The 23,429-nt window shown below is 56.8% G+C and carries 21 protein-coding genes and 1 pseudogene; 16 read left to right on the forward strand and 6 right to left on the reverse strand.

Annotated elements, in window-relative coordinates; genetic code table 11:
- Positions 1-70: 70 nt before the first annotated feature.
- The 4 genes from PAE68_RS09690 (at position 71) to PAE68_RS09705 (ending at position 4,164) form a co-directional block, all read left to right on the forward strand.
- Positions 71-829, forward strand: coding sequence for a DeoR/GlpR family DNA-binding transcription regulator (locus PAE68_RS09690; RefSeq protein WP_281886386.1), 759 nt, complete (start codon positions 71-73; stop codon positions 827-829).
- 131 nt (positions 830-960) lie between these two features.
- The gene (locus PAE68_RS09695) at positions 961-1,689 is read left to right on the forward strand and encodes a (Fe-S)-binding protein (RefSeq protein WP_281886388.1); all 729 of its coding nucleotides are present in this window, start codon (positions 961-963) and stop codon (positions 1,687-1,689) included.
- Positions 1,686-3,272 (forward strand): LutB/LldF family L-lactate oxidation iron-sulfur protein, encoded by a 1,587-nt coding sequence (locus PAE68_RS09700; RefSeq protein ID WP_281886390.1) that lies wholly within the window; start codon positions 1,686-1,688, stop codon positions 3,270-3,272. The genes PAE68_RS09695 and PAE68_RS09700 overlap by 4 nt, the downstream gene beginning before the upstream one ends.
- Positions 3,259-4,164 (forward strand): LutC/YkgG family protein, encoded by a 906-nt coding sequence (locus PAE68_RS09705; protein WP_281886392.1) that lies wholly within the window; start codon positions 3,259-3,261, stop codon positions 4,162-4,164. Before PAE68_RS09700 ends, PAE68_RS09705 begins: the two co-directional genes overlap by 14 nt.
- Before the next feature lie 146 nt (positions 4,165-4,310).
- Here PAE68_RS09705 and PAE68_RS09710 read toward each other — a convergent pair whose 3' ends face one another.
- Positions 4,311-4,979 carry a glycoside hydrolase family 73 protein gene (locus PAE68_RS09710; protein ID WP_281886421.1) on the reverse strand — a complete coding sequence of 223 codons (669 nt, stop codon included), beginning with the start codon at positions 4,977-4,979 and terminating at the stop codon, positions 4,311-4,313.
- A gap of 142 nt (positions 4,980-5,121) precedes the next feature.
- Here PAE68_RS09710 and PAE68_RS09715 point away from each other — a divergent pair, with 142 nt between their 5' ends.
- Positions 5,122-6,315, forward strand: a complete 1,194-nt coding sequence (locus PAE68_RS09715) for a polysaccharide deacetylase family protein (RefSeq protein WP_281886424.1) — start codon at positions 5,122-5,124, stop codon at positions 6,313-6,315.
- A gap of 114 nt (positions 6,316-6,429) precedes the next feature.
- Positions 6,430-6,777 carry a hypothetical protein gene (locus PAE68_RS09720; RefSeq protein WP_281886426.1) on the forward strand — a complete coding sequence of 116 codons (348 nt, stop codon included), beginning with the start codon at positions 6,430-6,432 and terminating at the stop codon, positions 6,775-6,777.
- An 89-nt stretch (positions 6,778-6,866) separates the two neighbouring features.
- On the opposite strand, the gene PAE68_RS09725 is transcribed toward PAE68_RS09720, so the two are convergent.
- Positions 6,867-9,803: an OmpL47-type beta-barrel domain-containing protein gene (locus PAE68_RS09725; RefSeq protein ID WP_281886428.1), complete on the reverse strand. Its 2,937-nt coding sequence runs from the start codon at positions 9,801-9,803 to the stop codon at positions 6,867-6,869.
- A 101-nt stretch (positions 9,804-9,904) separates the two neighbouring features.
- A complete protein-coding gene (locus PAE68_RS09730) occupies positions 9,905-10,114 on the reverse strand; it encodes a DUF2536 family protein (RefSeq protein ID WP_281886430.1) in 210 nt (69 codons plus the stop codon).
- Between the two features lie 276 nt (positions 10,115-10,390).
- Between PAE68_RS09730 and PAE68_RS09735 the strand changes: the two genes are divergently transcribed.
- The 7 genes from PAE68_RS09735 (at position 10,391) to PAE68_RS09765 (ending at position 19,246) form a co-directional block, all read left to right on the forward strand.
- Entirely contained in the window at positions 10,391-12,166 is a 1,776-nt protein-coding gene (locus PAE68_RS09735; protein WP_281886432.1) for an ABC transporter ATP-binding protein, read from the forward strand.
- A complete protein-coding gene (locus PAE68_RS09740) occupies positions 12,135-13,952 on the forward strand; it encodes an ABC transporter ATP-binding protein (RefSeq protein WP_281886434.1) in 1,818 nt (605 codons plus the stop codon). The genes PAE68_RS09735 and PAE68_RS09740 overlap by 32 nt, the downstream gene beginning before the upstream one ends.
- A 115-nt stretch (positions 13,953-14,067) precedes the next feature.
- Entirely contained in the window at positions 14,068-15,180 is a 1,113-nt protein-coding gene (locus PAE68_RS09745) for a hypothetical protein (RefSeq protein ID WP_281886435.1), read from the forward strand.
- Positions 15,180-15,818, forward strand: a complete 639-nt coding sequence (locus tag PAE68_RS09750; protein ID WP_281886437.1) for a DUF4129 domain-containing protein — start codon at positions 15,180-15,182, stop codon at positions 15,816-15,818. The genes PAE68_RS09745 and PAE68_RS09750 overlap by 1 nt, the downstream gene beginning before the upstream one ends.
- The gene (locus tag PAE68_RS09755; protein WP_281886440.1) at positions 15,802-16,992 is read left to right on the forward strand and encodes a DUF4350 domain-containing protein; all 1,191 of its coding nucleotides are present in this window, start codon (positions 15,802-15,804) and stop codon (positions 16,990-16,992) included. The genes PAE68_RS09750 and PAE68_RS09755 overlap by 17 nt, the downstream gene beginning before the upstream one ends.
- Before the next feature lie 6 nt (positions 16,993-16,998).
- Entirely contained in the window at positions 16,999-17,922 is a 924-nt protein-coding gene (locus tag PAE68_RS09760; protein WP_281886442.1) for an AAA family ATPase, read from the forward strand.
- Complete coding sequence (locus PAE68_RS09765) at positions 17,873-19,246, forward strand: DUF58 domain-containing protein (RefSeq protein WP_281886444.1); 1,374 nt, start codon at positions 17,873-17,875, stop codon at positions 19,244-19,246. Before PAE68_RS09760 ends, PAE68_RS09765 begins: the two co-directional genes overlap by 50 nt.
- 87 nt (positions 19,247-19,333) lie before the next feature.
- On the opposite strand, the gene PAE68_RS09770 is transcribed toward PAE68_RS09765, so the two are convergent.
- Complete coding sequence (locus PAE68_RS09770; protein ID WP_281886446.1) at positions 19,334-20,317, reverse strand: stage II sporulation protein M; 984 nt, start codon at positions 20,315-20,317, stop codon at positions 19,334-19,336.
- A 68-nt stretch (positions 20,318-20,385) separates the two neighbouring features.
- On the opposite strand from PAE68_RS09770, the gene PAE68_RS09775 reads away from it, so the two are divergent.
- The gene (locus PAE68_RS09775; protein ID WP_281886448.1) at positions 20,386-21,189 is read left to right on the forward strand and encodes an RDD family protein; all 804 of its coding nucleotides are present in this window, start codon (positions 20,386-20,388) and stop codon (positions 21,187-21,189) included.
- Positions 21,190-21,455: 266 nt separating this feature from the next.
- A complete protein-coding gene (locus PAE68_RS09780; RefSeq protein WP_281886450.1) occupies positions 21,456-21,659 on the forward strand; it encodes a cold-shock protein in 204 nt (67 codons plus the stop codon).
- A gap of 112 nt (positions 21,660-21,771) precedes the next feature.
- On the opposite strand, the gene PAE68_RS09785 is transcribed toward PAE68_RS09780, so the two are convergent.
- Positions 21,772-22,020 (reverse strand): DUF1450 domain-containing protein, encoded by a 249-nt coding sequence (locus PAE68_RS09785; RefSeq protein ID WP_281886453.1) that lies wholly within the window; start codon positions 22,018-22,020, stop codon positions 21,772-21,774.
- 209 nt (positions 22,021-22,229) lie between these two features.
- Between PAE68_RS09785 and PAE68_RS09790 the strand changes: the two genes are divergently transcribed.
- On the forward strand, positions 22,230-22,409 hold the full coding sequence (locus PAE68_RS09790) for a hypothetical protein (protein ID WP_281886455.1): 180 nt from the start codon (positions 22,230-22,232) through the stop codon (positions 22,407-22,409).
- Between the two features lie 665 nt (positions 22,410-23,074).
- On the opposite strand, the pseudogene PAE68_RS09795 reads toward PAE68_RS09790, so the two are convergent.
- A pseudogene (locus PAE68_RS09795) lies at positions 23,075-23,203 on the reverse strand (histidine kinase dimerization/phospho-acceptor domain-containing protein); the annotation flags it as partial.
- Positions 23,204-23,429 lie beyond the last annotated feature (226 nt).

A 23,429-nucleotide genomic window follows, 5' to 3' on the forward strand; every position in this document is an offset into this window, starting at 1 on the left:
CTGACGCGAAGATAGATCGAGGTCCTTAGCGAGTTGGGACGAGTAAGCAACAGGGGAGAGGAGCATTCGTATGCTGGTAGCGGAACGGTATGAGTACATTGTGCAGCTGGTCAATGAACGAGGCAGCATCCGCGTCTCGGAGCTCAGTGAGCTGTGTCAGGTGACGGAGGAGACGATTCGCCGCGACCTGGATCGGCTGGAGTCGCTCGGGCGGCTGAAGCGCTCGCATGGCGGCGCGGTCAGCGTGAAGGAGCAGCAGGCCGAGACGCCATACCTCGAGCGCGAGGTGATGCATGCCGAGGAGAAGAAGCGGATCGCGCAGGAGGCGGTTAAGCGGATTGAGCCGCACGACCGCGTGCTGCTCGACGCGAGCACGACCGCTTGGTACATGGCTGCGTACTTGCCGGACATTCCGCTAACCGTGCTTACGAATTCGATCAAGGTCGCGACGGAGCTGAGCAGCAAGGAGAAGATCGAGGTCATATCGACCGGTGGTCAGCTCGCCAAGCGCTCGCTGTCCTACGTCGGCCCTCTCGCCGAGCGCTCGCTCGATGCGTACCACGTTGATAAGGCGTTTCTGTCGAGCAAGGGTGTGCATCTGGAGCGGGGTGTGAGCGAGTCGAGCGAGCAGCAGGCGCGGGTGAAGCAGAAGATGCTTGGCATCGCCGATCAAGTGTTCCTGCTGGCCGATGCGAGCAAGTTCGGGGTTCGCGCCTTCACGCATGTGGCTGACTTGAATCAGATCGACGAGCTGATTACCGATTTGCGGCTGGAGGAGCAGGCGCTGACGCCGTACCGGGAGCAAGGTCTAGTCGTTACAACCGTATAACGAACAGGAAGTCATTCAGGTTGCCTCTACCTAGGCGTCGTATGCTGTACAGGCGGCCGGGCAGAGGCATTTTTATATACGATACAGCTACGGTTCATGGACTTCATTACGAATGAAAGGGGTATGCCGCAATGAAGGTTTCCCTGTTTATTACATGCTTAAGCGATGCCATCTATCCTCGTGTAGGGGAAGCGCTCGCAAGGCTGCTCGCCCGCTACGGGGTAGCGCTCGACTTCCCGTCCGTTCAGACGTGCTGCGGACAGCCGGCCTACAACAGCGGCTATTGGAAGGAAGCAAAGGCGTCAGCGCGGACGATCATCGCCGCCTTCGAGGACAGCGACTTCGTCATCTCGCCGTCGGGTTCGTGTACGTATATGCTCCATCACTATGACCAGCTGTTCCAGGACGAGCCGGAGATGGCGGAGAAGGCGAAGCAGCTGCAGGCGAAGACGTATGAATTTACCCAATTTCTCGTGCAGGTGCTCGGCGTGACCGACCTCGGAGCGGTGTTCCCGCACAAGGTGACGTACCATCCGTCGTGTCACGGCAGCCGTCTGCTTGGAGTCAAGGATGAGCCGATGGAGCTGCTGCGTCAGGTGAAAGGGCTCCAGTTCGTGCCGCTCCCGTATGCGGACGATTGCTGCGGCTTCGGCGGTACGTTCTCCGTGAAGATGGCGGATATCTCCGGGGCGATGGTGTGCGAGAAGGTCGATCACATTAAGGAGACGGAAGCCGAGGTGCTCGTCGGCCTCGACATGGCGTGTCTGATGAATATCGCTGGTAACCTGCGCTACCGGGGCGAGCCTGTCCGCGTCATGCATCTGGCGGAGCTGCTGTACGAGGGGGTGAAGCAAGCATGAGCGCAAGTGGGGGAAAGAAGGCACAGACAGCCGTGAGCCATCACGGGGCGGAAGCAGCCACGCACAGCACCGCTCCGAAGGGGTCGGTGAAGGAGCGTGCGGAGCTGGCGCTGAACGACGAGTTTCTGCGCAAGGCGGTGAAGTTCACGACCGAGCGGCTGCGCAGCGGCAAGAAGGCCGCCTCCGAGGAGCACGGCAACTGGGAGCTGTGGCGCGAGCGTGGACGGCACATCCGACTGCACACGATTGCGCACCTCGATTATTACTTGAACCTGTTCGTTGACAATGCGCGGGCGAACGGGGTTCATGTTCATTTTGCCGAGACGGCGGCTGATGCGGTGAAGCTGTCACTAGCGATTGCCGAGCGGAAGTCGGCGAAGTCGGTCGTCAAGTCGAAGTCGATGGTGACGGAGGAGCTGCATCTGAATCAGGCGCTTGAGTCCATCGGCGTGGAGGCCGTGGAGACGGACCTCGGCGAATATATTATACAGCTGGCGAACGAGACGCCCTCGCACATCATCATCCCGGCGATTCATAAGAATCGGTACCAGGTTGCCGAGCTATTGTCCAAGGAAGCAGGGGAGACGCTGCCGCCCGATACGACGGTGCTTGCCGGGTTCGTGCGGAAGAAGCTGAGGGAGAAGTTTCTCGAGGCAGAGATCGGGATGACCGGCTGTAATTTTGCGATAGCGGAGACTGGGTCGATGGTTCTGTTCGAGAATGAAGGCAACGCCCGCATGGTATCGACGGTGCCGCGTATGCAAATTACGCTGATGGGCATGGAGCGCATCATTCCGTCGTGGGCCGACCTCGAGGTCATGGCGACGCTGCTGCCTCGCTCGGCGACTGGACAGAAGCTGACCGTCTACATGTCGGGCATCACCGGCCCGCGCCGCTCTGCGGATGCGGACGGACCGGATGAGATGCATATCATCATCGTCGATAACGGACGCTCGCTCCAGCTCGGCGATCCGGAATTCCAGGAGCTGCTTAACTGCATACGCTGCGGAGCGTGCTTGAACGCGTGCCCGGTGTACCGCCACATCGGCGGTCATGCGTACGGTGGCACGTACAGCGGTCCGATCGGCGCGGTGCTCACCCCGGCGCTGAAGAAGAATGTCGCGGAGTGGGACGATATTGCGAACGCTTCGAGCCTGTGTGGAGCGTGCTATGAGGCATGTCCGGTGAAAATCCCGCTCCACGACATGCTCGTCTCGCTGCGCCGCCGCAAGATCGAGAGCGGCCACGGCGACATGCTCGAGTCCGCGGGCATGAAGGGCTTCGCCGCCGTCATGGGCAGCGCAGCGAGCATGAAGCTGGCCGTCAAGCTCGGTCAGCTCGGTCAGCTGCCGCTTGTGCGCAGCGGAGGCATTCGGGTCAAGCTCGGGCCGCTGAAGGGCTGGAACACGTATCGCATCGCCCCGAGCTTGCCGAAGAAGTCGTTCCGCCAAGGGTGGGGAACGCTCGAGCAGGAGCTGCGCAGCGGGCTACAGGAGCTGCCAGCTGCGATGCGCAGCCGCATGGAGTCGCTGGTGAAGGAGCGCAAGCGCGAGGGAGGAGGACATGGACATGGAGAAGGATAAGGGCAAGCGGGAGGCGCAGCTGGCGGGTGATGGAGGCGCATCGGGCGCACCACAGGCAGGCGAGCCACAGGCGGCCGGTCAGACGCTGAGCGACAAGCGTGCTCAGACGGCTGAGTCCGCAGCAGCTGGCACGAGCGGAGCAGGCGCAGCTGGCACGAATGCGGAAGCGAGCGATGACTACGCCAACTGGCTGAAGCAGCTGGAGCAGCAGTCGCGGCAGCAGCAGCGCACGTTCATGGACGGCATCGCGGCGAAGCTGAACCGTCCTCGCGTTCAGTCGAAGCCCGAGCACCCGTATCGCGGGGCGCCGGACTTCTGGAACGCGTTCGAGTGGCCGCTCGAGGAGCGGATCGAGCGCTTTACCGCCAACTTCCAGGCTGTTGGCGGCCATACGGCCCGCTTCGCCAGCATGGACGAGGCGAAGCGCTTCATCGCGGAGAAGGCAACGGAGCTGAGCGCGAAGCGCATCGTCCGCCAGGATGAGCCGGAGCTGGAGGCGATGGCGCTCGAGGCTGCGCTGCCAGACGTTCAGGTGAACGTGTGGAACACGGAGCCTGAGGCGGATTGGCGGGCCAAGGCCGCGGAGGCCGACTTCGGCATCGTCCTCGCCGACTACGCAGCCGCGTATACCGGCTCGATCACGGTGCTCTCCGCGCGCGCCAAGGGCCGCTCGGTCAGCCTGCTGCCGACCGTCCTCTTCGCGCTGCTCCCGGTGGAGCGGCTGAAGACGAGACTCGGCGAGGTGCTCGTCCGCTTCGATGAGGCGGGCCGGGAGCAGCTGCCGGCGGGCATTCACTTCATATCCGGCCCGAGCCGGTCCGCCGATATTGAGAACGATCTGACGATCGGCGTGCACGGTCCGGGGATTGTCTATGTATTAATCGTTGGTTGATTGAGCTGCCTTAACGCACCATAATAAGCAGCAATAGCCCGGGAAGCTTAGGAGCTTTCCGGGCTTGTTTTTTTCATACAAATCTACCAAATCTATTGCCAAATCCGCATACATCGTGTATAACGGTTACAAACAAAGACAACCCATTACACATTCACATCTTCAGAGCGTGCGATCATGATCGTATTGAGCCAAGCTAGCTCCGTCACGGTCAGCTCGCGGTTGTAAGCACGCTCCACCCAGCGGCGGTCGGTGATCAGACCTTTCTGATACAAGCCGTCCAGAGCGTCGCCCAGCTGCTTCCATTGCCAGTCGAATTTCAGCTGCATCGGGATCCATCCTCCTTCCTCGGCCGCACGGCGGTCGAATTCGTATAAGCGGTATCGTTCGATGATGCTGATCAGCTTGTTCGCATATTGCGGGTCGGTCGCGTAGCCGGCTGTCTGCAGCGCCCGGGCTGCGTTCTTGTAATCGAGCAGCTCGGAGTAGACGAAGAAGCCTGCTCGGGTATAGATCGGATTGGTGCGCAGGAAGCTGCTGTGATCGCTTATGCTTTCCGACCAGCTGTCATATATGCGGAAGCCTTCATTGACCTGAATCCAGCGGCCGTTGACGTACTCGCTCGTCGTACTGCGCTGCTGAGGCTCACTGCCCTTGGCCTTGATTCCGAACAAGTTGTTGCCTCTCGCATATTGGCCGTACCCGGTCTCGAGCGCAGCCTGAGCAATCGTAATCGAAGCAAGCACACCCGTCCTCTGCATGTCGGTCACAGCTTCCTCGGAGATAGCATCGATAAACTGCTGTGGGGTCATCATGGTTCACCTCCGCTTCTCCTCACGATCTTACAGCTTATGCGCGTAGTAAACCGCAGGTGCAGACAACATTTCTATACATATAATAGGTTTTATCTGGATATAAATGGTCGTAGTGACGATAGCAACAGGGGAGGCGAGTATGATGAAGAAGCTGACATTGCTGCTTACCGCTATATTTATATTGATGGCCGCACTGCTCGTAGATAAGCTCAAGTCGAGTCGACTGGCAGTCGAAGGGGATAGCGCTTACAATGCTTCCAGAACTGCTGTCGATCCGATGGTCGGAGCTGACATGGCGACGCCTTCCCATGAGCGACTGTCCCCGACTGCAGCCAATGCCGCGTCCGATGACCATCGAACAGGTCGCACTGTCAGCCCACAGGCGTCTACAGGCGGTGACAGCAGCAACTCCGCTAGTGCAGGCGCTGGCTCATCGGCAACGAGCTCAACAAGCTCGGCAGTCTCGGATGACTTCTCCATTGCTGTGGGCGGGTCCGACCCGTCTGCTACCAGTCACGATGACACCCGTACCGCTTCTTCAACTGACGAGTCAATCGCGCAGTCAGATCAACAGCGTCCAGCCGCTCTGCACCCATCGGAGGTGACAACGGTCGCCGCTTCGACCTACGCCCCTAATCGGAAGAAGACGGCTCAAGGACAGGCGCGGACAGGCGTATCGATTCCCGTTCTCAACTACCATAGCATCAACACGAACCTCGGCAGCACGCTCATCTTAAGTCCGGCCGCCTTCAGACAGCAGGTTGCCTATTTGGCGGATAACGGGTTTACACCGCTGACCTTAACTGACTTTATACTTATATTGGAAAAACGCAAGGAACCCCCTGCCAAGCCGGTGCTTCTCACCTTCGACGACGGCTACACGGACAATTATGTATATGCAGCGCCGATCTTGAAGGAGTACGGCTTCCCCGCGACGCTCTTCATGTCTCCCGGATGGGTCGACCGCCCCGGTTACCTGAATTGGGAGCAGGTCGAGGAGATGAAGAAGGCGGGCTGGGACATACAGCCTCACGGGATGACGCATCCGCGCCTGCCGGAGCTTACGTCGGAGCAGCAGAAGACCGAAATACTCGAGTCCCGCCGTCTTATTGAAGAGAAGCTCGGCACGACGGCCAATGTGTTCTGCTATCCGTACGGGGAGTACAACAAGACGACCTTAACTATCTTGAAGGAAGCGGGATTTACGTACGCGTTCACGATCCAGCAAGGCAGAACGGACGCCTCCCAGAAGCCATTTGAGCTGAAGCGTATTTATGTCAATGGGAAGGAAAGCCTGACTACGTGGGTCAAGAGACTGAATGCTCCTGAGAGCTGATGTGAACATTTTCTCCTATTTTTTCATTCATTTTGTGTCAAAAGCAACAGCATGGATCACTTCCTTCGCCGTATAATCAATCATGAACTTTTTGATTATGATGGAGTGAGTGCGTTGTATAATTTAACGATTAACTGCCGAACCTGCGAGTTTTTTGCGAACGGACGTTGTACGAATCCGAGGTCTGAGGTCGGCTATAACCAGATGATTCAATCGATGGATGTGGAAGGGAAGGGCTGCTGGTCCATCTCGCTCGATTACTTCTCCTTGCTCGTCTCCTGCTTGCCCTTGAAGGATCAGAAGTGGGTGCATATCGACGAGAGTCTCACGGTCATTGAACTGCTGGAGAGAGTGGAGACAGGCGAGTGGGGGTACACGGTACGTCGACGGATGCAGCGGCAGTCGAAGTCTTCTTCCCAGGACGGACTTCCAGCGAGCATGGTAGATTGCTTGTATATCTAGACGCCAGTTCTCACATGTATGGGAAAAAGGTGCATCGCGCAGAAGCTTCTGCTTCCGAGCGGTGCACCTTTTTTGTCGCCGTCTCCAGCTTACTTCAATTCATTCGTCAGCAAGTATTGAATTAGCTGCTCGATCGCAGCTGCCGCATGCGCGGTCATATGCTCGCGGTTCATCGTAGCAAGCGCATTCTCTAGATGCTTCCTCGCCTGATCCGCTTGCCCCTTGGCAAGCTTCGACTCAACCTGACTCAGCTTCGCCTCCAGCGAGCGCTGTGTACCGTGATTGTGGAATTGCCCCTCTTGTCCGAGCTTGTTGACAACGGCCATCAGCTCGGCAACAGTCGTGCCGACGTTGAAGCTGAAGCTCTCGCTTACCGTGTGACCTGCCGCATCCATGACCTCATAGCGAATCGTGTGACTGCCAAGTCCCAGCGCAGCTGCTTCCAGCACGGCACCTTCCGCTACAGGACTGCCGTCGACATACAGCTGCTTCAGCGCGATGCCAGAGACGGCATCGTCGGCTGTCAGCGTGAAGCTGATGCGATCCGAATACGTAACATCACGGACGGAGCCGCCATTCATCAGCAGCTTCGCAGTCGGAGCGCTCTTGTCCAGCTTCAGCTCAAGGCTGTTCGTCTGTTCCTGGTTGCCCGCTGCATCCTTCGAGTAATAACGGAGCGCAGTCTGACCTTCCTCCGTGATAACGATCGGACCCGCGTAGGTCGACCATGCGCCATCGCCGAGCTGAACGTATGTCACCGGAGTGCCGCCGCCAGCGTCTGTCGCTTCCAGCTCTACCGTTGCATCGCTAGTGAACCAGCCGTTATTGCCCGTTACGCCGTTCGTAGTAGCAGTCGTGACCGGAACTGTACGATCCACAGCCGTGAAGTCATCCAGCCCTCTAGGCTTCAGCTGATACGTCCCGCGGAAAATAGCAGATACGCCCTTGATGCTGACCGTGTCGCCTTCTGCATAAGGGAAGCTGCTAAGCGTCAAGCCGGTGCGACCATCTACGCGAATAAGCGTCGACGCGCTGCCGGACACGGCATTGAACTCGAATGAGCCGCTAGGCGAAGCGGTGCGAATCGCACCGATTGTGACATCGCTCAGCTCGATCAGCTGTCCTTGATTCGCTTCGTTCACTTCCGTTGCAGCAGCTGCGGCAGGAAGTGAAGCGGTGCCCTTCTTCTCGATCGTCGGATCGATGATCTCGACTTCGGTATTATAGACCGTCTTCGTGCCTGTAATCGAGAGCACATCTCCTGGCTGATAGCCGGCTGCATGCTGGTAAATGTACATACCGCCCGTTGCATCCTGTACATAGAAGCTTTGTGTGCCGAACGAGCCAGGGCGCGTCGTGACGACGCCTTCAATGGACACGGTCGTATCGTCCGACTTCTGGCGTGCCTCGGCAATGGTAATCGTCTCCGGCTTCTCGTTCTCATCCGGAGGAAGCTGCTCAGCCGGAACGTTCGCGAGCGTGACGGTCTCGGTCTTCAGGTTCGAGCCGTTCAGTCGAATGCGCAGATTGGCCGTGCCGTTCGTACCCGGCTTGATGCGCACAGTCAGGTCCTTCGTCGCGCGCCCCTTATCGTTGGCCGTGAGCGAGAAGACCGAGCTGTAGCCGTATGTGGTCGGCCAACTGCCGTCTGCGTTCTGCACTTGGGCGACCTGCGCCCCGCCATTCAAGTAGATGCCCAGCGTGTAGCCGGAGATGGTCGAGTTCGGCTGCATATTTTCCACCACGACGCGCAGCTGGAATGACTCCGCATTCGGCAGCTGTGCTTGCTTCACGAACGAGTACACTGGCTGGTAGCTGATGCCAGATCCACCGTAGGAGCCCGGCTTGAACGTGGAGCGATCCCACCACTTGTATCCAGCGTCCGGTGCTGCCCATGGTTCCGGCTTCGGCTCCGTGCTTTGCGCTGGAACCTCGAAGGCGTGGAGCGCGGTTGGGGCGTCCAGCTGCAATCCAGGAACTTCACTGAAGCTCGTATAGGACTCGTCCTTCGATAGCCAATTGATCAGGTTCACGAGCAGCTTCCCGTCGTCCTGCTCCTTGAAGCCGTCATAGGTTGTTTTCGTACGGCCGTTGTCCTCGCGTAAATATTTCGGCGTGACGTCTTCGACCGGCGAGGAGTCGCCGATGAATGCTGCCTTACCTGCGCCAGTCTTCGCGATTGCCACATATGGACCTTCGGCGACGCCCCCGCCGTTATAGACGCCTTGATCGACCGCATTCGGCCAAGCGTCGTTCGTCTCCGGCAAGAACACGATACCCTTCGCCTTCGTCGGGTCCATGATCGCCAGCGTAGCGCCTGCGTGCATCGCAACGGTGTTCACGCCGCTCGTAATGCCGAACGTCTGGCTCGAGGAGACGACGCGATTCGTAATGATGTCGCCCAGCGCATTGTAGCGGAAGCGGACGCCGAAGTGAGTGGCGAGCCAGTCGGAGCTTGCGATGCCCTGCATCGCCTCGGAGCTGCGCTCCTCCTCGCTCATGCCCTGTGTTGGGTTGGTGTAGGCGCCACGGCGGTAGCCGTTGAAGATTTCGTTCGAGTCCCACCGATTCTTGTTGCGGTCTGCGTTATAATGGTCGCCGATGAAGAAGATGCTGCCGCCACTCTGCACATATTGCAGCATGGCCGCCTGCTCGCTCTGCTTGTACGGAATGTTCGGCTCCGGAATGACGAATACGTCGTAGCTTGCCAGATCGTTGTAGGTGATCGGCGTCGTCTTGCGAAGCTCCTTCACCTCGTAGCCATCATTCGCTAGGGCGTGGGCGAAGTCCGAGAATGCGCCGTCGATGACCCAATCGGCCGCACCGGCTGTTTGCCCGTGAGTGTTGTCGAATAATACCTTCTTACCTGCATTGCCGTTCACAACCTTCGCTGCAATGACCGGTGCCGGGTCGGTCGGTCCCTCTGCATACGCAGCAGGTACTCCAGCCGGAAGAACCGGAAGTGCAAGCGCCAAGGCTAGCGCCGTCTTGGCCAGCCAAGACTTAAGCTTCAACTTGGTGTACATGTGTAATCTTCCTCCTCAGTGGATTAAGGGATGAATACTCCAAGCTATATTCTATCATCCTTATTTATGAGCGAGGTTAATTTATTGTAAAGAATGGTAGATTAAGTCGCGGCGGCGTAATGAACGACAGCTGTGTACAGCACCTTGTTCGCATTCGGCTGGAAGACGGCATGATGCTGAACAGAACGAACGCGAAGCAGCAGCGCCTTGTTGTTATCAATCTGCTCCTCGATCTGACGCTGCAGCGTCTTCAGGTCATACGCCTCGTACAGTTCCACCTTATCCTCAATGCGGTCTAATCTGAAGTCCATGGTCTTGACCCTCTCCTTTATCATTCCTGATCATATTCATCTGTTCTCGTACCAAATTATAAGGAAATCGACGACACCCTGCAAAAAAGCTTGCTCGATCTCGCGAGAGCGCAGGTCAAGAGTCGGAAAGAAGCAGCATAGGCTATATAGATGGCATATGTAGCACAGGCTCCTTGCAAAAGTGGTAGGCGGTAAGCGCAAAATGTGATAAACTAAATGTAACTGTTGCAAAAGCAACTAATATTATGGACCGTATCGAAAAAGGAGTGAAGTGGTATGAGCGCTCAGAGGCTGCTGCTCGACTACGTGAAGTCGAAGTGGCTGATGTATGTGCTTGCAATCGCGAGCATCTGCGCGGCCAACCTGATTCAATCGCAATATCCGAGCTTGCTCGGGCAGTTCACCGATCAGCTGCAGAGAAGCGAGCTTACACCTGCGGTTATCGTAGAATACAGCCTGCTGCTGCTCGCGGTAGCTGTAAGCTTCGCCGTATTAGGCGGGATCGGGCAATATGTGATTATGCGGGTTGGGCGTCTGTTCGAATTCGTGACGCGGAAGAAGCTGTTCGAGCATTTCACCCGTCTCAGCGAATCGTTCTATTCCCGGCATGGCGTCGGCAAGCTGCTCAGCTACGTCATGAACGATGTGACCGCTGTGCGGGAATCGATCTCCATGGGCGTCAATCAGACGTCTAATGCTGTCATGCTGCTCGGCTCGGCGGTCGTCATGATGGTGATCAGCGGCATTCCGATTACGCTGATCCTCGTCTGTATCGCACCGCTGCTGCTGATTCCGATCGCAGTTGTACGGTTCGGACCCGTCATTCGCCAGCGCTCCATGAGCGTGCAGGAGGCGCTAGGTAAGATGACCGAGACAGCGGAGGAGCAGTTCGGAGGCATTCGGGTGACGAAGAAATTCGCTGCAGAGCCGATTATGATTCAACGGTTCGGCGTAACGGTAGAGCGCATTCGCGATAACCAGCTGAAGCTCGTGCGGGTGTCCTCGCTGTTCCAGGCGCTCATTCCGTTCCTCGGCGCGTTGTCGCTCGTCATTACGATTGCGTACGGCGGATACTTAACGATCCAGCAGGAGCTGACGCTTGGCAGCTTCGTCGCGCTGACGCTGTACATTCGCATGATGGTGACGCCGCTCCAGCAAATTGGAAACGTCATCAACACGATGCAGAAGTCGCGCGCCTCACTTGAGCGAATCAACGAGCTGCTGTCGCGGAGGCCGGACATCGTCGAGCTGCCCGAGACAACGTCGGTGCGGCTGGACCATGCGCCGCTCGAGCTTCGCGACCTCACCTTCACGTATCCCAGCGGGACTGTTCCGGCGCTTGAGGGCATCAGCCTGACGATCGAGCCGGGACGGACGCTCGGCATCGTTGGCCGTACCGGCAGCGGCAAGACGACGCTGGCGAAGCTGCTGCTGCGTATCTATGACCCGCCCGAGGGGACGGTGCTGCTGGGTGGTACAGACATTCGCGAGCTGTCGCTGGAGAGTCTGCGCACACAAGTTGGCTACGTGCCCCAGGAAGGCTTCCTGTTCAGCACCACGATCCGGGAGAACATCGCCTTCTACCGGAGGGACAGCGCACTCGAGCAGGTGGAGCAGGCGGCGAAGCAGGCGCAAATATACGCTAGCATTACAGGCTTCCCCGATCAATTCGACACGAAGCTAGGGGAGCGAGGGGTGACGCTCTCTGGTGGTCAGCGTCAGCGAACGAGTCTGGCAAGAGGACTGATCAAGAACGCGCCGATCCTTATTCTCGACGACAGCGTCAGCGCTGTCGATGCGGTCACGGAGAAGGCGATTATGGAGACGATTCGTAAGGAAAGACGCAATAAGACAACTATAGTGATCGCGCATCGGATCAGCGCCCTGAAGCATGCGGACGACATCATCGTCCTTGAGGAGGGGCGTATTGCCGAGCGTGGGACGCACACGTCGCTGCTGGCACGCAAGGGCATCTACGCATCGATGTATGACATTCAGGAGGAAGGAGGAGACGACCAACATGATAAGCAAGTCTACGAAGCCGGACGTTGACGGTCGGCCGAAGCAGGAGCAGAAGCAGCAGTACCGATCGGCATTCTCGATCTTGTTCAGCTACGCGAAGCCTCACCGGTGGACGTTCGCGCTCATGTTCGTCTGTACGCTGCTAGGCATTGCCGCTGACCTGCTGCAGCCGTATTTGGTCAAGATCGTCATCGACGACCATCTCATGACCGGCGACACCAGCTATTCGACGATAATGTGGATCAGCTTCACCTACTTGGGACTGTCGCTGGGTGCGCTGCTGTTTACGTATCTGCAGAGCAACCTGCTGCAGCACGCTGGACAGAGCATCGTCGCGCACATCCGTAAGGAGCTGTTCGAGCATATCTCGAAGCAGTCGATGTCCTACTTCGACCGGGTGCCGAGCGGCAGCCTCATTACGCACGTGTCGAGCGATACCGAGGCGCTGAACCAGTTTTTCAACCAGGTGCTGCTCAGCCTTGTGAGAGACGGTATGACGCTCCTCTTCATCATTGTGCTGATGTTCCAGCTCGATGCGGAGCTGACGATGTATTGCTTGATTCTGCTGCCGATCATCGCGCTTATTGCGATCGCCTTCCGTTCGTATATGCGCAAGACGTATCAGGAGGCGCGGACGAACCTGTCGAGGCTCGTCGCCTTCGTCGCCGAAAATTTGGCCGGCATGAGCCTCATTCAGTCGTTCCATCAGGAGAAGGAGCAGGAGAATCAATTTCTCGGGCGGAACAACAAGTATTACCGCTCCAATCTGAAGGAGATCCGAACGAACGTGCTGTTCAACCGTTCCTTCGATTTGCTCGGCAACTTGTCGGTCGCCTTCGTCGTCTGGCTTGGGGGTATGGCCGTATTCAACAAGCAGATTGAATTCGGCGTACTGTATGCGTTTATTACGTACATTCGCCAATTTTTCCAGCCGATTAATACGATTACGCAGCAATGGAATACGCTTCAAGCGGCCACGGTCGCGGCGAACCGAATCTGGAGCATCTTCGCCGTGAAGCCTGAGGTGAACGATGCGCAGCAGCCTGTGCAGTGGAGGCCCGAGCAGGTGGAGGGACGCGTTGAGTTCGAGCAGGTCGAATTCGCCTATGCGAACGGCATTCCTGTGCTTCGCGGCATCGACCTTCGTCTGAAGCCTGGAGAGATGCTTGGTATTGTAGGTACGACAGGTGCTGGCAAGAGCTCGCTGATCAGTTTGCTGTGCAGATTTTACGACGTGCAGAAGGGTAGAGTCAGGATTGACGGAACGGATGTTCGGGATATTCCGCAGTCTGCGCTCCATCGGACCGTAGGCCTCGTGCAGCAGGAGCCGTACCTGTACTCGGGTACGATCATTGACAACGTTCGCTTGTTCGACGAATCGATTCCGGAGGAAGAGGTCGTGCGGGCCTGTAAGCTTGTTGGCGCCGATGCGATCATTCGTCGTATGAAGGACGGATACCGGACGCGTCTGTCGGAGCGGGGCAGCGGACTGTCTGCCGGAGAGCGGCAGCTGCTCTCATTTGCCCGGATCGTCGTGTTCCAGCCGAAAATATTAATTCTCGACGAGGCGACGGCGAATCTGGACTCCCACACGGAGCAGCTGATCCAATCGGCGCTTCGCCTCGTATCCGAGGGGCGGACGACGCTTGTCATTGCGCATCGACTATCTACCATTATGCATGCTGACCGCATCATCGTCATGAAGCATGGGCGGATCATCGAGGAGGGCACACACGAAGAGCTACTGGAGCAGCACGGCTGCTATGAGGAATTGTACCTGCATACGAAGAGTTCAGCGATGCTCGGTGCAGGCTAGAACGGTCGAATTGAACGATGGAGGGACACGAGTCCCTCCATTTTGTAATTTTTTGGTGATATTGGCTTGTCGTTCGTGTATAATGGTGGCGAATATGTGACGAGGAGGCCGCACAATGATGGAGTCCATCCGCAAGCCGATGGGAGTCGGGGCAGTGCTCGACCGCAGCTTTCAGCTGTACCGCTCTCATTTTGTAACTGCTTTTTTATTCGTGCTTTTGTTTTATGGACCTTTTTACTTTCTACAAACGTTCGTGCTGTATGATACGGGCACCGCGCCGCTGCTGCCTGATTCAGGGACGACGGTGTCAAGCTCGATGGAGCTGTTCCTTCGCGGCAGCGAGTCCAGTGTGGATGGCATGCCGGACACTGGCACGATGGTGTTCATCTTCCTGCTTATGCCGTTGTATATGCTGCTCGTCTTCCCTGCTTCTATAGCGTCGCAGCTTCATCTCGTTCAATCCGTGCTTGAGGGGCGTCCGGTCCGCTTCGGCGAGGTGCTTCGCAAGTCGTTCACCCGATATGGTAAGACGCTGCTCTTCTCCTTCCTGTACGCGCTGATCATGATCACGGTACAAGGGATGATAGGGACGGTGCTGGTCATCGCTCTGATGCTCGTTGTTACACTCACAGCGGGGCTTGGAAGCGGGCTGCTGGAGCTGGCGAACGATCCGCTCGCCGGCGGACTGACGTTCATAGTCGTATTTATGATCATCTATTTGCTGTCGATCCTGGTCGTCATGGCAGGTTCTTCGTTCTTTATTATTAGGTTTGGCTACTTCCTGCCGATCATCTCGGTTGATAATGGTCAAGATCCGCTTGGACGCAGCTGGAGGCTGACGCGCGGTCATTTTTGGCGCATATTCCTCATCCTCGTCGTTCTGACGGTCATTTATACGGTGTTCAGTCTTGGACTGTATGCTCTTGTTATCGGTGTGTTCAAAATGTCTCTAATCGGCCAACTGATTCTCGTCGTCTTATCTTTGCTCATTATGCCGATCTTTACGATTCCGTACGCGCTCCTCTACTTCGACCTGCGCGTCCGCAACGAGGGCTCGGACCTCGAGCAGGTGCTGTCTGGCTGGACAGCCGGACAGCAGGTAGAGCAGCAGGAGTCGGCGGCTGCCCAAGCTCGTGAGACGGATGACCAAGCTCGTGAGTCTACGGCCGAAGACCGTGAAACTACGGTCCAACCTCGTGAGTCTACGGAGGAGCGCAAGACGGAGTGATGAGCAGTGTAGATGTAATGGCCGATAAGGAGCAGCTCCGACATATTTTACAACGGGATGAATATACAGAGTATCTTGAGCAGCGCTCGAATCCGGTGCTCGATTGGCTGGAACGGATGTGGCGCCGACTTCTCGATCTGTTCCCGGACGTTCCGATGCCTGACGAGGCGCCGCTCGTCTTGACCTATGTATTAGTCGGCGTCGTCGCTCTGATGCTGCTAGGCGTTATCGTCTGGCTGGTGCGCAGTGTTGTCATCGCTAGACGTCAGTCACGTAAGGGTGTGTTCCGCAGCACAGGCGAGCTGGACCGATCCGCGGCAGTGCACAGGCAGGAGGCTGAGCGGCTGGCTGCGGAGGGAGATTACGAGGAGGCGGTGCGCCGTCTCTTCCTCGCGCTGCTGCTGCTTCTCCATGAGCGCCGCTGGGTACAGGCTGAGAAGTGGAAGACGAATGATGAATATATGGAGGAGCTGGGCGAGCGCCAGCCTCGTGCTGCTGCTCCGTTCAGATGTGCCGCCTCGCTGTACGAGCAGGTGTATTATGGAGGTGTGGAGGCTGATGCGTCCCATTATGAGGCGATGGTCAGTCTTCTAGCGCCGTTCGAAGGGAAGGAGGCTGTCCATGCTGAAGCCGAATAGACGCCTCGTGGCGCTCATGCTGAGTGTTGCCGCCTTCCTTGTGCTGGGGTATGTGTTCGTCAAGCCGAAGCTCCAGGACTACCCTCCGTACTTGTCGAGCTCGGCTGACCGGGACGGTACGAAGGCGGTCTACACGCTCCTTGAGGAGAAGGGGGCTGCGGTTCAGGCTTGGGAGAGGCCGTGGAGTCAGCTGCCGAAGGGCACCGGTCAGACGCTCGTCGTCGTTCAGCCGTATGAGGTGGCGGAGCGGGAGTGGAGCGAGCTGCAGTCCTGGCTCAAGCAGGGTAATGAGCTGCTGCTGCTGCACGGTGCTCCGACCTCCTTCCCTCCGTTCGTCACAGAAGAGCTGAAGCGCGATCGAGAGACTGAGTCGAGTCCGCAGCGCGTAGATGTGGATCGGCTGCTGTCGTCGGAGACGGGGCCCTTCATGGTGCAGGTGACGGATCTGAACAGGCCGGGCGATAAGAGCTTCACCGCTGTCATTGCCTCCAATTACCGATTGAAGCCAGTAGAAGGCATGAACCCGCTGCTGCAGGATGACAAGGGCATATTGGCCGCACGGTTCGTCGTTGGCAGCGGGGGCATGACCTTATTCGTCGTGCCGGAATGGCTCAAGAACGAGAACGTGCTGCAGCACGCTCACTACGAGCTGCTGGCACCGTACTTGCCGCAGGAGCGCAGCGCGATCTGGTTCGATGAATATCACCACGGCATCCAGCAGAAGCCGGGGCTGCTCGCCGTGTATCCGAACTGGCTGCTCGCCGTTATGGTGCAGCTGACCATCGGTCTGCTGCTATGGTTGTGGCTGCGCGCGGTACGGTTCGGCCCGGCCTATACGCCGAGATCGTGGACCGTTCGGCGCGGCGACGAGACGCTGCAGGCGGCTGCCAGCTGGTATGAGCGACGCGGCCTTGCTCTTGATGCGCTCGCGCATCAAGAGCGGTTCATCCGCAGCCTGCTTCGCGCGCGCTGGGGTGTTCGCCACGATGCGACGGACGCGCAGCTGCTTCATACCGCGAAGCAGCAGCTCGAGCCTCGCCAGGTAGAGCAGCTGGCTGAGCTGCTGCGGCGCTACAACGAGGCTCAGGCAGGAAGCGGCCGTTACACAGCCAAGCAGCTGCTTGAGGACAGCCGTCGTGCGGACGGACTCATACATACACTAGAGAAGGAGTGAGCCGAAGTGGAGCAGCTTTTACAGAGCATGAATAACATCGTCATCGGACAGTCGAAAAACATTCGGCTGCTCGTTACCGCCTTTTTGGCCGGTGGTCACGTCTTGCTGGAGGGGGTGCCCGGGCTAGGGAAAACGAAGCTCGTACGTACGCTCGCTGAGCTGACAGACGGCTCGTTCAGCCGGCTGCAGTTCACGCCGGACATGATGCCAAGCGATATTACGGGCAGCGTCATCTATAACATGAAGGACAACGAATTCCAGACGATTCGCGGTCCTGTCTTCACGAATATATTGCTGGCCGACGAAATTAACCGGACTCCGCCGAAGACACAGGCGGCACTGCTTGAGGCGATGGAGGAGCGGCAGGTGACGATTCAAGGCACAACGATGAAGCTGCCTGATCCGTTCCTCGTCGTCGCCACGCAAAATCCGGTCGAATACGAGGGGACGTATCCGCTGCCGGAGGCACAGCTCGACCGCTTCCTGTTCAAGCTGACGCTAGATTATCCGTCCCGGGAGGCGGAGCTTGCGATCTTGAAGGAGCATGTGCCGTTCTTCGCACAGCCGAAGGAGGCGGCCATCGCGCCTGTATGGCCTCTTGAGCAGCTTCGGGAGCTGAGAGGACAGCTGCAGAGCGTCGTCGTGCAGGAGTCGCTGATTGAATACATTGCGACGCTGATTCGCCGTACACGCGAGGATAAGCGTCTGCTGCTAGGGGCAAGTCCGCGTGCGGGCATTGCGCTCATGACGGCCTCGCGCGCTTGGGCGCTGCTGGACGGGCGCGATTATGTCACCCCGGACGATATTAAGACGGTTGCGGTGCCTGCGCTTCGCCATCGTCTTATGCTGACGCCGCAAGTCGAACTGGAGGGGGAAACGGGTGACCACTTCATCCAAGAAGCGTTGGCCTCTATTGCGGTACCTCGCTGATGCGGTCGGAAGCCGAATGATCGTACCGACCGGTCGCATGGTCATCCTTGCCGCTGGAGGCTCGATCCTTGCAGCTGCAGGCTTCGGCGTTGGTGCAGGCTGGACGGCGCTAGCGCTTGTCAATGCGATCTTGCTCGGACTGACTGTCCTCGACCTGTCACTTCTGCCGCGCAGACGGACGCTGCGCATTGGGCGAACGCTGCCACCGAAGGCGGATGTCGGTGCAAGCTTCGAGGTCGTCGTGACGGTCGAGGCAGAGCAGCCAGCAGCGCTCTGGCTGGAGCTGGCGGACGATGTGCCGCAGACGTTCGAGGCACCGGACGCGCCGCTCGTCACGGCATGGCACGGCAGGACCGCTGAGCTTCGCTATACAGCGAAGGGGCGGGAGCGCGGTATCTTCGTCTTCGATCAGGTGCAGCTTCGTTATCGGGGCATGCTGGGGCTGTGGATGAAGCAGGTTCGCAAGCCGCTCGGACAGACGATTCGCATCTACCCCGATCTGTCGGCGGTACGGGGTCTGCTGTCCTCTATACAGCAGGATATGATCCTGGAGGGCAAGAAGCTGTACCGCAAGGAGCGAAGCGGCTCCGAGTTTCATACGATGCGCGAGTATGTGCCTGATGACGATCCGCGATCTATCAATTGGCGCGCTTCCGCCCGCTCTAGAACGCTCGTTACGAACGTATACCGACCTGAGCGGGGGAAGTTCGTGACGATTCTGATCGATTGCGGACGTATGATGGGCGTTGAGCTGGACGGTAAGACGAAGCTCGACGTCTCGCTCGAGGCGGCGCTTGCGCTGGCAGCCGTCGCTTTGCGGCAAGGCGACAAGGTGGCAGTTATTGCTTTTTCGAGTCGGATCAAAGCGTTCGTCCCTGCTGGCGCAGGTCTAGCTCACCTGCAGACGATTACGGATGCGGTATTTAACCTGCAGAGCGACTTCGTGGAGTCGAGCTACTCGCTCGCGCTGCAGCATCTCCTGAAGGTGCAGAAGAAGCGCAGCCTGACCGTGCTGTTCTCGGATCTCGATAATTATATGTTCGAGGATCGTCTCCTCGGTCTGCTGCAGCGGATGAAGCGTCAGCATCATCTATTGCTGCTCGGACTGAGGGATGAGGTGCTGCACGGCTGGACACGGGTGGAGACGACCTCGAAGCGGAAGGCGTATGTGAAGAGTGTGGCTCATCAGCTTACATTGGCACGTGAAGCGTATACGGCGAGGATGGCTGCTTCAGGCATTGAGGTGATCGACGTACCGGTTGGTCAGCTGGCCTGGAGCGCCGTTAGTAGGTATCTCGATGTGAAGGCGAAGGATGTGCTCTAATACTCTTATCGATTCGGATGGCTGCAGCAACGCCATAACAGTCCGGCCATCTGGCCGGACTGTCGGCATGCTCACCGATCGGGTGAATCAGAGGGCGCCTGGGGCTGTAGATCGGCCAGTTCTCCGTATGACGGATGCGCCATACACCCCATACACGAGCAGAGCGACGAGCGTGGCGCCGGAGAATATGTACTTGATCTCTAGCGATAGCTCAGAAGGCGTTAGATAGCCTTCGATGATGCCGGCGATAACGAATAAGGGGATCGTGCCTAGCAAGAGAAGCGCCGATTCCTTCACCGATTGGATGAATTGATACTTGCGCGTATATCGGCCTGGATCGATCATCCGGTAGCCCATATAGAGCCCCGAGCCGCCTGCGATGAAGATCGCTGTCAGCTCGATGACGCCGTGCGGGAGTATGTATGCCCAGAACGTGTAGCTGTAGCCAGCCTGCCAGAATACGGCCGTCAGCGCACCAATCAGCAGCCCGTTGTAGAACATCACGTAAACAGTCAGCAACCCGAACGTAATGCCGCCGACGAAGGCCAGCACCGCTACCCGAATATTGTTCGTCATAATGGCGGTGGACATCGTCGCGTGCTGGACGTCGGCATGATTGTGCCCGACCTTGGATGGATCGATGCTCTCGGCGATGGATGAGGGGATGATGGCATATAAGTTCAGCGGGTTGCTCGAGACGGCAAGGAACCCGCTTAAGCCGCCGAGAACGAACAGCGCAAGTGCCGCTGCGATGAACCATCCACGGTTCAGCACATGGCCGATGAACAGGTGCTTGAAGAAGTCGCTGAGCCGGTTCTCACCCTTGCCTTGCTCGGCGTAGAGCGCTTGATGGGCACGGGATATAAGCTGGTTAAGGAACAAGGTGACCTCATCGCTTGCGTAATACGTCTTTGCGTAGGCCAGATGAGCGGAGGCTGTTTTGTACAGCTCGGTCAGTCTGTCCACTTGAGCGGCGCCTATCGTGGCTCTCTGCCGCTCGAACTGCTCGAGCAGTCGCTCAAGCTCGGACCAGACCGGCTTGTGCTCGCGAATGTACCATTGAATATCCATAGCTTCCGAATGCCTCCTTCAGGGATAGCTATAGTTTACCACAATAATTGGAAGATGGTGAGTGGGAAATGATCGATACAGACAGCCGCGAGGCGAATATTGTCACACCTGAGCACGTACAGCTGCAGCTGCGTACGGCAGGTCTTGGCAGCCGTACTGCTGCGCAGCTGCTTGATCTACTCGTCCTGGCGGTTCTGTTCGCCGCTGTCAGTCTTGTTGTAGGCATCGTGCTGATGGTAGTTGGAACGGGCGTCGCCAAGGCACTCGGTGACTATGCGGCCGCGCTCTTGATCGTGCTCGGATTTTTATTGACAGGTGGATACTTTGCGATCTCAGAGTACTATATGGGCGGGCAGACTTGGGGCAAGCGCAGGCTTGGGCTTCGCGTCGTGCTCGAGAACGGTCAGCCGCTTACGTGGCTAGCCTCCATTATTCGTAATTTTTTCAGGCTCATTGACTTCTTGCCCTCGTTCTATTTCCTTGGGACGGTATGGATCTTCTTGCACAAGAAGGATAAGCGGCTTGGTGACGTCGCGGCTGGGACGATCGTCGTGCAGGATATGCGCTGGGATAAGCTCACACAGCGAAGACGGATGGAGCGATGGCTACAGAAGTGGCGAGCCGAGGAACGCCCGGAGCTCATATTGACCGATTCGATGCGCAGACGGTTCGAGCGGGAAGACTGGATCGTGCTCTCCTCATTCGTCGAGCGGCTTCCTTCGCTGCTGCCTGCCAAGCGTCAGCAGTTCGCGGAGACGATCGCGGCGAAGCTGGCGCATAAGCTGGAGCTGGAGCAATCACTGTACGAAGCGGCTCCAACAGGCTTTCTTATTGCGTTGTACGAGCAATTTTCAGAAGAATGGACGCTTTAAGTGTAGGCTTGCTTGCTATTCCCCAAGCATTGTGTTAAGATAATAATAATTGTTATGAAGAAACGCCGTTCACATGTTGAAAAGGGTGTCATTCTCGTAATGATACCCTTTTCAATGTGTGAATTTTTTTATCAGACATTGGTGAATACTATAGCTAGTGTTCATCGGCGTCAACTTCGGTGCCGTCCATTTCTAAGCCTTCAAGCGGATGAATGGGCGGGATAGAAAAAAGGAACATGTTAATTTAACTTTGGAGGTTTTCCAACATGCAAACAGGAACAGTGAAATGGTTTAACGCAGAGAAAGGCTTTGGCTTCATCGAGGTAGAAGGCGGCAACGATGTATTCGTACACTTCAGCGCGATCCAAGGCGAAGGCTTCAAGACGTTGGACGAAGGTCAAAAGGTTCAATTCAACGTTGTTCAAGGCAACCGTGGACCACAAGCTGAGAACGTAGTTAAAATCTACTAATCTCATCTGACTTCAAAAGCCGTACTCGACTGTCAAACAGTCGAGTACGGCTTTTTCGCATTCACAAACACAAAACAAAAAAGCGCCCTCGCGGGCGCGTAAGATGCAACGTCTATACGTGAACAGCTTCCTCGTATGTACCGTGAATGAGCTGCTTCAGCTGCGCGTAGAGCAGGTCCGGGGATTCTGCGCAGACGACGCCGGCTTTGCCGACCTTCACGATGCACTGCTTCGAGCATTGCTTGCAGCAGCCGATACAATCCTTCTTCTTATGCTCGAGCTCCGGGAATTCTTCCTTTAGTGATTTGAACACAGACTTTGAGCCTTGCTTGAAGTTTTTGCAGCAGTACTTAAGTTTCATCGGGCTTCCCTCCGGATTGTCCGCTTGCTCGGTAATGATAATCATTCTCGATTATTATATAAGCAGAAGCGAGCTTCTGTCAATGTATACTTTCGTACAGATTACTTGCATGATGAGCTTGTACGTATATAGGCTGGGCTCGCATCGTATTGTAGGGTGTGACACCCGGGCACACTAGTTCAGAGGCTTGTCGGTCTAGGAGGGAGAAGATGGAACAGCCATTGCATGAACGAAGAATCGAAATTGAAGGTGTATTCGAAATTCCGCAGCACGTATCGCATGAGCAGTTTAAGGCAGAGCTGTACAACCTATTTCAGACACGGGGATGGGACTTCAAGGGCTACACGGCAGACATTACGAGCGGTCGTGCAGAGGGACGGCTAAGCTGAGCTGCGAAGCGTGCGACTAGCATATAGCTCTATAGCTCCAGTCAATAGCCGCCCTCAGGTAGGCTCAACTCGACGATACGAGACTAGCATTTAATGAGCTGTTGGATTTCATCCAGCAGCTTCCGTGCATACTGTACGTTGTCCGCAGCGGTACGAGAGACTTCCCTTCTTCCAGCCAAGGCATCGGGGCTTGCTGACTGAACATGCTCATGTAAGCCTACACCTCATTGCGATATTTTACCAACATACACAGCATAAAAAACCGAAATGACAAGCGATCGCTCGCTAGTGCATTTCGGTTCATGTTCGGCTCGTCTCGGTGACGTCCGGTCCATTCCCACCACGTAAAGGTTTTGGATTTGATACAAATAGGATGACACTCTTGTCGCGTTGAAAATCCCAATCGACAAAAGAATCGACGACGCGCTTCTGCAGGAGTTCGAGCAGCACCCGCTCGGAAGGTGACAAAAAATTACGTAAATAAATGCTGATGTACGTATGCCCGATGGACACGATTCAGGTCCTTTGCCGAAGCTATCGCGCAATAATTTACCGACGTAGCTCGAAATCATTTGCTGCAGCTGCTGCAGCTGTGTCTGAGTAGAGGTCTCCATGTCGATTCTGTCACCTGCTTTACAATAGATACAAGGATCAGCATTCATTACCGCTCCTCGGGTTAGTATGCGCAGCAGGCGCTGGACGAAGCCCTTCAGGGAGGTTAGCGGATTGCGTATTTCATGCGCGATACCGGCCGCGAGTACCCCGATCATGGTCAGCTTCTCCGTCTGCTCGAGCTGCTCCTTTAGCTCGGCGGCTTTATCTGATCCGCTGCGTTGCTGAGCTTGCTGAACACGAGTCCAGAGCCTATAGAGTACACCTAGCAGATAGCATCCCCTATTGGAAAAAGCATGTCACCTATATTTCCCATCATTGGCGAGCCTTATTTGAGCTTTGTTGATCTGTAAGGAGCAGTCCTGAAAATATCGTACCAATTTTTATCAAAATGTGTGGAACACTACA

The sequence above is a fragment of the Paenibacillus sp. YYML68 genome (assembly GCF_027923405.1).
GTDB lineage: Bacteria > Bacillota > Bacilli > Paenibacillales > NBRC-103111 > Paenibacillus_G.

Bases quoted from the DNA above. Each gene is read 5' to 3' on its own strand.
- PAE68_RS09690 (WP_281886386.1), top strand. From the start codon at position 71: ATGCTGGTAGCGGAACGGTATGAGTACATTGTGCAGCTGGTCAATGAA.
- PAE68_RS09695 (WP_281886388.1), top strand. From the start codon at position 961: ATGAAGGTTTCCCTGTTTATTACATGCTTAAGCGATGCCATCTATCCT.
- PAE68_RS09700 (WP_281886390.1), top strand. From the start codon at position 1,686: ATGAGCGCAAGTGGGGGAAAGAAGGCACAGACAGCCGTGAGCCATCAC.
- PAE68_RS09705 (WP_281886392.1), top strand. From the start codon at position 3,259: ATGGAGAAGGATAAGGGCAAGCGGGAGGCGCAGCTGGCGGGTGATGGA.
- PAE68_RS09710 (WP_281886421.1), bottom strand. From the start codon at position 4,979: ATGATGACCCCACAGCAGTTTATCGATGCTATCTCCGAGGAAGCTGTG.
- PAE68_RS09715 (WP_281886424.1), top strand. From the start codon at position 5,122: ATGAAGAAGCTGACATTGCTGCTTACCGCTATATTTATATTGATGGCC.
- PAE68_RS09725 (WP_281886428.1), bottom strand. From the start codon at position 9,803: ATGTACACCAAGTTGAAGCTTAAGTCTTGGCTGGCCAAGACGGCGCTA.
- PAE68_RS09730 (WP_281886430.1), bottom strand. From the start codon at position 10,114: ATGGACTTCAGATTAGACCGCATTGAGGATAAGGTGGAACTGTACGAG.
- PAE68_RS09735 (WP_281886432.1), top strand. From the start codon at position 10,391: ATGAGCGCTCAGAGGCTGCTGCTCGACTACGTGAAGTCGAAGTGGCTG.
- PAE68_RS09740 (WP_281886434.1), top strand. From the start codon at position 12,135: ATGATAAGCAAGTCTACGAAGCCGGACGTTGACGGTCGGCCGAAGCAG.
- PAE68_RS09745 (WP_281886435.1), top strand. From the start codon at position 14,068: ATGATGGAGTCCATCCGCAAGCCGATGGGAGTCGGGGCAGTGCTCGAC.
- PAE68_RS09750 (WP_281886437.1), top strand. From the start codon at position 15,180: ATGAGCAGTGTAGATGTAATGGCCGATAAGGAGCAGCTCCGACATATT.
- PAE68_RS09755 (WP_281886440.1), top strand. From the start codon at position 15,802: ATGCTGAAGCCGAATAGACGCCTCGTGGCGCTCATGCTGAGTGTTGCC.
- PAE68_RS09770 (WP_281886446.1), bottom strand. From the start codon at position 20,317: ATGGATATTCAATGGTACATTCGCGAGCACAAGCCGGTCTGGTCCGAG.
- PAE68_RS09775 (WP_281886448.1), top strand. From the start codon at position 20,386: ATGATCGATACAGACAGCCGCGAGGCGAATATTGTCACACCTGAGCAC.
- PAE68_RS09780 (WP_281886450.1), top strand. From the start codon at position 21,456: ATGCAAACAGGAACAGTGAAATGGTTTAACGCAGAGAAAGGCTTTGGC.
- PAE68_RS09785 (WP_281886453.1), bottom strand. From the start codon at position 22,020: ATGAAACTTAAGTACTGCTGCAAAAACTTCAAGCAAGGCTCAAAGTCT.
- PAE68_RS09790 (WP_281886455.1), top strand. From the start codon at position 22,230: ATGGAACAGCCATTGCATGAACGAAGAATCGAAATTGAAGGTGTATTC.